The organism is Wolbachia pipientis (genome assembly GCF_023661085.1).
In the GTDB taxonomy this organism is placed as follows: Bacteria; Pseudomonadota; Alphaproteobacteria; order Rickettsiales; family Anaplasmataceae; genus Wolbachia.
Genome location: NZ_JAHDJT010000048.1, coordinates 1 through 8,715 on the forward strand (window position 1 = coordinate 1; position 8,715 = coordinate 8,715).

An 8,715-nucleotide genomic window follows, 5' to 3' on the forward strand; every position below is an offset into this window, starting at 1 on the left:
AAACTAGGGTATCAACCCTAACTTCTCTAAATTTGCTCACAATCTCTTAACTTGATGCGTATGGTTATAAATACAGTGCCCTTTTCTTGTTATCAAAGTAGCTGACACTGGTTCACTTTGTGGCGGTGTCATCCAAGTAGCCCCTCCTTCTGTCATCCCAGTGCCCCGACACTGGGATCCGGTCTTTCCATAATAATTAAAATGTTGCGTTTTAAATTAAGATTAGCTGCTTTCTATGTTTACAAAATTAGTTTGCTTGCTTACAAGCAAACTTTCCTAGATTCCAGCGTCACGCGCTGGAATGACACCCTTCACAGTCTTTTAAACTGCTTTAGCTATAAGTATTAAGAAATTTACCAAACGAAGAAAAAGACAAAGAAATCTCGAGTGGCGAGTTTTGACTCTATAATACTTTAAATTGGCGCTATAATAATTTGCTGACGCTTAGTTCAAGCGCGATTTGGCTGAATGTAGAAAAAATGAAAAAGACATGCAGCCGCTATAATTTGATACAATCCGCCAAAAAATACCCTGAGTTTTTTACTGAATTTTGTCATTGAGCCTGCAGATCAAAAACAAGTTTTGAGTCAGAAATACCCTTGTTACTATAATAATGAAATTGTTGGGATTTGTCAAGTAGTTTTTTTGCTCTGTTTCTATGCTACTTGGACGACACAGTTTTCGTATAGTAGGAGCATCTGTGAAGCCTATGTTCTACAACAGAACTTATTTAGGTATGAAATTACTCGCGTAAGACTTTGGGCGTCTCTTAATGTCTTTTGGCATTTCAATTATATATTTAGCATTGCGTCTTTTTGCGTAGAATACTGCTTTTTCAAGGGAGTCAAACTTTAATACAATTTGTTTTTTGGGGCTTTTTGAGCCAACCCATCCCATCAGAGGTTCAATATAGTAAGGATCAGGTTCAGTTCTTAGGTGCCAAAAGTGAGTATTACCTAAGCCAGATTGTGTTGCAGTTCTTGTTGGTTTGTAAATCTTAAAAACTACTCTATCATCAATGCTCATGGCTTTTGCTAAATAAACTAAAATATATACCTAAATAAATCCCTGCACAAACAATTAACGTGGTTTCCTTTTCTCTTTATAATGGAACAATATAGTTTTTACAAATTCAAAAATCAGTGTTAAATAAAGGTATAAACGCAAAAAGAAAAAAAATGATTGAACTTAACGGTCCAGAAATTTGTGAGAGTGGAAATAAGAAAAATTTAATTGTTTGCTTACATGGCTGGGGATCAAGCGGTGATAACTTTGTTCACCTTGCTAAAGTTATGAGCAAATCTTTACCTGATTCATGTTTTATAGCACCAAATGCTCCATTTGAAAGGGAAATAGGTGATGGTTATCAATGGTTCAGCTTAGAGGATCGCAGTGAAGAGGTGCTATATAATGGAGTAAAAAGTGCCGCATCGATAGTAAATCATTTTATTGATACGAAGTTAAAAGAGCTTAGCTTAAATGATGCACAGCTTTCTTTGATTGGGTTTTCCCAAGGGGCAATGCTTGCAATACACACAGCTCTTACCCGCTCTCAGTCTTGTGCATCAGTTGTTGCATATTCTGGTAGGTTTCTTTCGCCTTCAAAAGTTGCACCAGAGATCAAATCAAAGCCCAACATGTGCATTATCCACGGTGATGCTGACGATGTAGTGCCTTTTTCTTCTCTTGACTTGGCAGTTAAAGCTCTGAAGGAAAATGGAATAAACGTTGAGGGGCACCCAATTCATGCATTGGGCCACATTATCAATGAAGAAGGTATAAGATTGGGTGTAGAATTTATTAAAAAAAATTTCAAAAACTAATTTTCATGCACTTGTTTTGCTTCGGTTATGGGTATGTAGCTAGGTTTCTATTACAAAAGTTGCTGAATTTAGGTTGGAAAGTCAGCGGCACTTCAAGAAATCAAGGCATACGAAGTGTTAATCTCTTTAATTACAATGAAGTGAGCAAAGATACGTTTCAAGACGTAACACATATTTTAATTTCCATCCCGCCAGATGGTGATGATGTGCTGGAGAGATATGGTCATTACTTTCAAAATGTCAAATGGCTTGGTTATCTATCTGCAACTAGTGTCTATGGCGACCACGCTGGTAATTGGGTTACAGAAGAATCTGAAACAAAACCTGTAGAAAACAGAGGAGAGAAGCGCCTTAGATCTGAAAAGAAATGGCTAAATAGCAATTTACCTGTTCATGTTTTTCGTTTGGCTGGAATATACGGCCCCGGAAGAAACGTATTGGTTGATTTACAACTAAGTAAAGCAAGAAATGTGCGAAAAGAAGGGCATTTTTTCTCTCGTATTCATGTTGAAGATATATTGAATATTCTATTTTCTTCCATGCAAAGCATAAAACCCGGTGAAATATACAATTGTGCGGATGACTTGCCCGCTACACAATCCGAAGTGGTAGCATACGCGGCAAAACTTCTGAATGTTAGTGCTCCAGAGCCAGCGGAGGTTTCTTCCTTGCCTGACTGTGCGCAGAGTTTTTATTTAGGATCAAAAAAAGTAAGCAACGTTAAAGTTAAAAGAGATCTTGGCATCTCTCTAGTTTATCCTAACTATAAGGTAGGGCTAGAGAGCTTATACGCTGAAGAGTTGAAGTCACTTACTTAAAGATCTCTTGCATAACCTGCCTTCTGATTTCACGTCTTGGATGAAATCTTTTAAAAAAAGTATAGGTGATAGATTTTGATGGGGGTATAATTAAAGGCTTGAACAGGCTATGTTAGCCCTTACAAGCCTAAGTAAAAGGAAAAAGGAAGAGATAGAACATTTCTACCTCTCCTTAATATTAACTTTACTTTTTCAGCGCTTCAGATATAGCTGCATTTACTGCAACCTCTTGTAATTTAGGTGATACGTCGCCTTTTAAAGCTTCATGGCTTTTATTACTTACTGCAACTGCTGGCAGACCAGCTTTTTCATCCACACCCAACGCTTTTTTTACTGCAGCAAGATCATTTACTTCTGTACCACCAACTGATTTTACAATAACATTATTATTTTCAACATTATATGCAAGAGCTTTGGATTGGTATCCGCCATTTTCGTCTTTAAAGATCACGTATAGCTCTCCACACGTTTTCTTACCTAGCAATACTTCGCGATTGTCACTTGAAAGCTCCAAATATAATTTCTTAACTTGGCTGCCTTTCTCTTTAACTTCTTTTTCAACAATCTTAGCAATCTTTATAGCATCACCAAGAAGAGCAGAGAAGTCTGCATCTTTACCATTTACACCATCCTTACCATCTTGACCCTTAGCTCCTTCCGTTAGAAACAGTTGCTGATATGCTCCAATAAGGAGGTATGCGGCAGCAACAGAAGCTATTATTGCTATTGCCCAAGGGTTAGCAAGATATGCTAGGAATGTTGAAGAAAGTGCCACTCCTTTTGCAGCAGCATAAATAGTAGTTGCTGCTATTGCTAAAGCTGCAACTGTAAACCCAATGTGTAGAGTTGTTTTTGCAATACGTGCGTACTTCTGTATGCCTTGATCTTGTGTTTGTACAGTCATAATAACCTCTTAAAATAAGACTAATAAAAACTTAAATATATACTAATAACACATGTTAGTCAAGTCCTTAATTTTATAATAATTTAATAAAATAAGTATATTCTGAGTTGCCTCCTAAATTGCTATTAATCATGTACAGTTGATATATGATACATGGTTGGCTTAATCTCGACAAAGCAATAGGAATTAGTTCTGCACAAGCTGTAGCGCAAGTTAAGAAGATTTTTGGAATTAAAAAGGCTGGTCATTTGGGAACACTTGACCCCTTAGCTTCAGGTGTGTTGCCAATTGCCCTTGGTGAAGCGACAAAAACTATACCATACTTATCTTGTGATTCAAAGGCATACAATTTCACAATAAAATGGGGAGAGCAAAAAACCACAGACGATTTAGATGGTGATACTATTAAAGCTAGCAACATGAAACCTGAGTATAACCAAATAAACTGCGCGATCAAGAACTTTGTTGGTGAGATATCACAAACTCCTCCCCAATTCTCAGCAATAAAAATCAATGGGACAAGGGCATATAAATTAGCAAGAAGTGGGCAAAAAGCGAATATAAAGCCCCGCTTAGTGCGAATATATGAACTGAAATTGATCTCTGCTAATACTATAAATAACAGTGCTGATTTTTCTATGCTGTGCGGTAGTGGCGTATATGTGAGGTCAATTGCAAGAGATCTTGGAATCGCGTTAAATTGCTTTGGACATATTACACAATTAAGAAGGATCATGGTAGGCAGTTTTAGAGAAACCGAATCAGTGACAATCGAACGGCTTACAAAAAAAGATAAAATTATCCCCATCGCATCAGCTTTAAAATCAATGTTCAAGGTTGAAATTTCCGCAGAGGAAGCGGAGAAAATCAGAAAAGGTCAGGAAATCGTATTAAATAACTTGCGTAATTTAAAGAATTATGATATTTTTTGTACGATAGTGGGTAATGTACCCGTTGCAATCTGCAGTTTTACTTATGGTTGTGTAAAACCTATCCGTGTTTTTAATGTTTGAAATGAGGTTTAGATGTCAATAACATCAGAAAAGAAAAAGAATTTGATAAATGTATATGCAATTAAAGAAAATGACACAGGTTCATCTTTTGTACAATGTGCTATTTTAACCGAAAGGATCAGTAACTTAACTGAGCACTTTAAAGTGCACAAGCATGACCATCACTCTAAGCGTGGTTTACTTATACTAATAGGTAGAAGACGCAAACACTTAAATTATATAAAGCGTAAGTTTGGTAATCAGGCCTATCAGGAGTTAATAGAGAAGTTAGGCATTAGAAAATAATCGAGGAATTTTGTATGTTTGAAATTATAAAAAAATCTATAGACTGGGGTGGTCGTACCTTATCTTTAGAAACTGGAAAAATAGCACGTCAAGCTGATGGTTCAGTGGTTGTAAATTATGGGGATACTTCCATTTTAGTAACTGTTGTACGTAAAAAGAAGGAAGAAAATGTTGATTTCCTGCCTCTAAATGTACAATTTATTGCAAAAAGCTATGCCATGGGCAAGATTCCCGGTGGCTTTTTTAAAAGAGAAGGTAAGCCATCTGATAGGGAAACTCTAATTTCAAGGGTAATAGATAGAAGTATAAGACCTCTATTCCCAGAAGGTTTTCACGATGAAGTCAGCGTGGTGTGCAATTTATTAACTTATGATACGGTCAACCCTCCTGAAGTGCCAGCATTGATTGGTACTGTTGCAGCCCTTGCAATTTCTGGTGTTCCTTTTTACTCTACCATAGCTGGAGCTTTGGTTGGTTGTGATGAAAATGACAACTATGTACTCAACCCTTCTGTTCAAGAGATGAAAACAAGCAGCTTAGATCTGTTTTTATCTGGTGACGAGCACTCAATTTTGATGGTTGAATCAGAGGTAAAGGAACTTTCTGAAGAAAATGTTCTAAGCGCAATAAAATTTGGTCATGAACACCTTCAACCCGTCATTAAGCTTATAAAAGAGTTTGCTGACACAATTGGCAAGAAACCTGAGAGCTTCGCTCCTATTGATATGTCAGACATAATGCAGGATCTTGAAAAGTACAGTAAAGATTTTGAAAACGCATATTCACAAACAGTAAAACAACAGCGAGCTCAAACTTTAGAAGCGCTCAGAGGTGATATATTAAACACTCTTAAGGAAGCTGGAAAAGATGAGAAGCTCATTACATATGCAATAAAAAGCTTTGAAAGATCCTTAGTGCGCGAGATAATTAAAAAGAAAGGTATGAGGATAGACGGTCGTAAGCACGATGAAATACGTCAGATAGAAGTTGAAGTTGACATTTTATCCAGAACCCATGGTTCTGCATTATTTACAAGAGGTAGTACTCAGGCGCTGGTTGTTACTGCTCTTGGTACTACACAAGACGAGCAAATTGTAGATGACATTGAAGGCGATAGGCGCGAGCATTTCATGTTGCATTACAATTTTCCTTCATTTGCTGTTGGAGAGGCTTCTGCCATACGTGCACCAGGAAGAAGGGAAATAGGTCATGGTAAACTTGCCTGGAAAGCAATTCATCCTGTTTTACCTGATAAGTCCGAATTTCCTTATACAATAAGAGTAGTATCTGAAATTATGGAATCAGATGGTTCTTCTTCTATGGCAACAGTTTGCGGTACCTCCCTTGCCTTAATGGATACAGGCGTGCCAATAAGTGCTCCCGTTGCTGGAATTGCTATGGGCCTCATCAAAGATAAAGATGAGTATACAATACTTTCTGATATCCTGGGTGATGAAGATTATCTTGGCGATATGGACTTTAAAGTAGCAGGAACTAGTGAAGGAATTACGGCACTGCAAATGGATATGAAAATTTCTGGTATAAGTTTTGAAATTGTTGAAAAGTCTCTAGAACAAGCAAAAGCTGGAAGGTTGCATATCTTAGAAAAAATGAATGCAGTGATTTCAGAACATAGCGATGACGTGAAAAGTCATGCACCAAGAATGGTGTCATTTTACATAGATAAAGATAAGATTTCCGCAGCTATTGGTGCTAAAGGAAAAAATATACGCAGTGTGTGTGAAAGAAGTAATGCAAAAATTGAGATAGGGGATGACGGCAAGGTTTCTGTGTTTGCCGTGAGTAGCACTGAAGCTGAAATTGCAAAAAATATGTTGATTGATTCAATAACAGAACTAGAGCAAGGTGCCATAGTTGATGCCAAGGTTATCAAAATAGATAAGTCTATTGTGGAGCTTGAATTTCTCAATGGAAGGAAAGGAAAAATGCACATAAGTGAAGTGGCTAATCAGCACATAGAGTCTATTGAGGATATACTTAAACAGGGCGATGTTTTCAAAGCGTTGGTAATTGATTTTGAAAAAGGTGGATACCCAAAATTGTCAAGGCGTCGCGTTGATCAAGAGACAGGCGAATTTTTTGAAGGCGAGCTCTATAATGAAGAAAAGAAAGATGGTTCAAGTGATAGGGATTATCATAATAGTTCATTCAATAGAAAACCTGGGCATCGTAAGAGACCTACTCGCCCTCGTTCTGGCTTCAGTAACAGGAGTAACAGACCACAATTTGGTAGTGATGATTCATCATCGGGCTTTTATTGAGACTTGTATTATCAATTTATGGTAAGGAATTTTTAGGAGAAGCGCAACTGCAGAATACTTGAAGTATTTGAGGGGCGGAAGCAAGTTTTGACGTAGAAATTACCACCAGAAAGCAGGTAATGCAAGAGATCTAGTAGATTTCTTGTATTACCTCCTTCACCCTAGTACCCAGGTGCCGAGATGATATCAGTTACTGATTTGTCTCTCAACTAGAGGTTTAGGCAGCTATAGCAGCGGGTTTTTAAGATCGTTCACAGCTTTCTTTATATTTTCAGTTCTAAATATTGCTGATCCAGCGACCAAGATATCTGCACCTGCTTTTGTTATATCGGCTGCGTTTAGGGCGCTCACTCCACCATCCACTGAAATCTGCGTTTTAAGATTACGCTCTTCTATCATCTTCTTTACAACAGATACCTTGTGTAGCTGCGAATGGATAAACTTTTGTCCCCCAAATCCAGGGTTGACTGTCATAATCAGCACAATATCTAGTTCATGTATTATATACTCAAGCACACTTGGAGGAGTTGAAGGAACGATCGAAACTCCAACTTGAATTGTTTTTTTTGTATCGTTTACGTTTTTGTATGACTTTATTTTCCTAACCAGTCTCTCAAGGTGTATCTCTGCTTCTGCATGTATAGTGATAATATCAGCACCAGCATTTATAAAGCTTTCAATATGGTTACCAGGAGATTTAACCATTAAGTGTACATCGAAAGGAAGATTGCTATACTTACGTATTGCAGAAATAACACTCGGACCAATTGTAATATTCGGAACGAAGTTTCCATCCATAACGTCTATGTGTATATAATCTACACCTAAATCGCTAATTTTTCTTACTTCTTCCCCTAACTTTGCAAAGTCTGCTGAAAGTATAGAAGGTGCAATTTTAATACCCATGGGCTGTTTTTTATTAAAGAATAAAAATAACTTATTTTTTAAACTCTGTCACCTTGACCATAAAACACAGAAAAGTTGCATCTATGCTGGAACGATAAGGTCTTGCAAGATAAACATCGTATTTACATGAAATGCCTTGACTTCATACGTGTTAAGAAGCATTTTATATACATTGGTGCCCGTAGCTCAGCTGGATAGAGCAACAGCCTTCTAAGCTGTGGGTCGTAGGTTCGAATCCTACCGGGCACACCATACATGTAGCACCTGTGTTTTTACTTTGTCATGTAACTTCCAAGCGTTTCTCCTGAAAGTTTCTTACCATAAATTGGGTATGTATCTGTTCAGCGGAATGGTAAAATGAGATAGACAAGATGGTCTAAGAAAAGTAATCATATAGTAAAAGTGAGTTTATAACAAATGGTGTCATTCCAGTGTCAAGCACACAGCTGTACGAACCATACGCGTCAAGTTAAGGAAATGCTGCCAAATATAGCAACATTTAAAGAGGATGTCTTATTTGTTTCATTTATTTTTTAGGAAATTCTTACCTAAAATAAGATAAATTATTAACTTAACTACTTAATATTTAAATAGTTTTTTATATCATCTTCTTCCCTCCTTATGTCACTTTTCCTTAACTTGACGCGTATGGCTGTACGAACATTCTTAAAAAGAGTATAATGA

General features: G+C 37.1%; 8 protein-coding genes and 1 tRNA gene. 6 read left to right on the top strand and 3 right to left on the bottom strand.

Annotated elements, in window-relative coordinates:
* Positions 1-726: 726 nt before the first annotated feature.
* Positions 727-1,026, bottom strand: a complete 300-nt coding sequence (locus DM84_RS02935) for an NADH dehydrogenase ubiquinone Fe-S protein 4 (RefSeq protein ID WP_250778254.1) — start codon at positions 1,024-1,026, stop codon at positions 727-729.
* 152 nt (positions 1,027-1,178) lie between these two features.
* Here DM84_RS02935 and DM84_RS02940 point away from each other — a divergent pair, with 152 nt between their 5' ends.
* Positions 1,179-1,823, top strand: coding sequence for an alpha/beta hydrolase (locus DM84_RS02940; RefSeq protein ID WP_250778255.1), 645 nt, complete (start codon positions 1,179-1,181; stop codon positions 1,821-1,823).
* Between the two features lie 5 nt (positions 1,824-1,828).
* Positions 1,829-2,641 carry an SDR family oxidoreductase gene (locus tag DM84_RS02945; RefSeq protein WP_250778256.1) on the top strand — a complete coding sequence of 271 codons (813 nt, stop codon included), beginning with the start codon at positions 1,829-1,831 and terminating at the stop codon, positions 2,639-2,641.
* 184 nt (positions 2,642-2,825) lie between these two features.
* Here the strand turns inward: DM84_RS02945 and DM84_RS02950 are convergent, their stop codons facing one another.
* The gene (locus DM84_RS02950; protein WP_250778257.1) at positions 2,826-3,545 is read right to left on the bottom strand and encodes a hypothetical protein; all 720 of its coding nucleotides are present in this window, start codon (positions 3,543-3,545) and stop codon (positions 2,826-2,828) included.
* Positions 3,546-3,694: 149 nt separating this feature from the next.
* Between DM84_RS02950 and truB the strand changes: the two genes are divergently transcribed.
* From truB to pnp, 3 genes are read left to right on the top strand one after another with little or no spacing between them, the layout of a single operon-like run.
* A complete protein-coding gene (gene truB / locus DM84_RS02955; protein WP_250778261.1) occupies positions 3,695-4,558 on the top strand; it encodes a tRNA pseudouridine(55) synthase TruB in 864 nt (287 codons plus the stop codon).
* A 12-nt stretch (positions 4,559-4,570) separates the two neighbouring features.
* On the top strand, positions 4,571-4,843 hold the full coding sequence (gene rpsO, locus DM84_RS02960; protein WP_250778258.1) for a 30S ribosomal protein S15: 273 nt from the start codon (positions 4,571-4,573) through the stop codon (positions 4,841-4,843).
* Between the two features lie 14 nt (positions 4,844-4,857).
* Complete coding sequence (gene pnp / locus DM84_RS02965) at positions 4,858-7,125, top strand: polyribonucleotide nucleotidyltransferase (RefSeq protein WP_250778259.1); 2,268 nt, start codon at positions 4,858-4,860, stop codon at positions 7,123-7,125.
* Between the two features lie 225 nt (positions 7,126-7,350).
* Here pnp and rpe read toward each other — a convergent pair whose 3' ends face one another.
* Entirely contained in the window at positions 7,351-8,031 is a 681-nt protein-coding gene (gene rpe / locus DM84_RS02970; RefSeq protein WP_250778260.1) for a ribulose-phosphate 3-epimerase, read from the bottom strand.
* Positions 8,032-8,206: 175 nt separating this feature from the next.
* On the opposite strand from rpe, the gene DM84_RS02975 reads away from it, so the two are divergent.
* Positions 8,207-8,283 (top strand) — tRNA-Arg (locus tag DM84_RS02975).
* The last annotated feature ends 432 nt before the right edge of the window (positions 8,284-8,715 follow it).

Excerpts from the sequence above, each read along its gene's own strand:
- DM84_RS02935 (WP_250778254.1), bottom strand. The coding sequence starts at position 1,026 with ATGAGCATTGATGATAGAGTAGTTTTTAAGATTTACAAACCAACAAGA.
- DM84_RS02940 (WP_250778255.1), top strand. The coding sequence starts at position 1,179 with ATGATTGAACTTAACGGTCCAGAAATTTGTGAGAGTGGAAATAAGAAA.
- DM84_RS02945 (WP_250778256.1), top strand. The coding sequence starts at position 1,829 with ATGCACTTGTTTTGCTTCGGTTATGGGTATGTAGCTAGGTTTCTATTA.
- DM84_RS02950 (WP_250778257.1), bottom strand. The coding sequence starts at position 3,545 with ATGACTGTACAAACACAAGATCAAGGCATACAGAAGTACGCACGTATT.
- rpsO (WP_250778258.1), top strand. The coding sequence starts at position 4,571 with ATGTCAATAACATCAGAAAAGAAAAAGAATTTGATAAATGTATATGCA.
- pnp (WP_250778259.1), top strand. The coding sequence starts at position 4,858 with ATGTTTGAAATTATAAAAAAATCTATAGACTGGGGTGGTCGTACCTTA.
- rpe (WP_250778260.1), bottom strand. The coding sequence starts at position 8,031 with ATGGGTATTAAAATTGCACCTTCTATACTTTCAGCAGACTTTGCAAAG.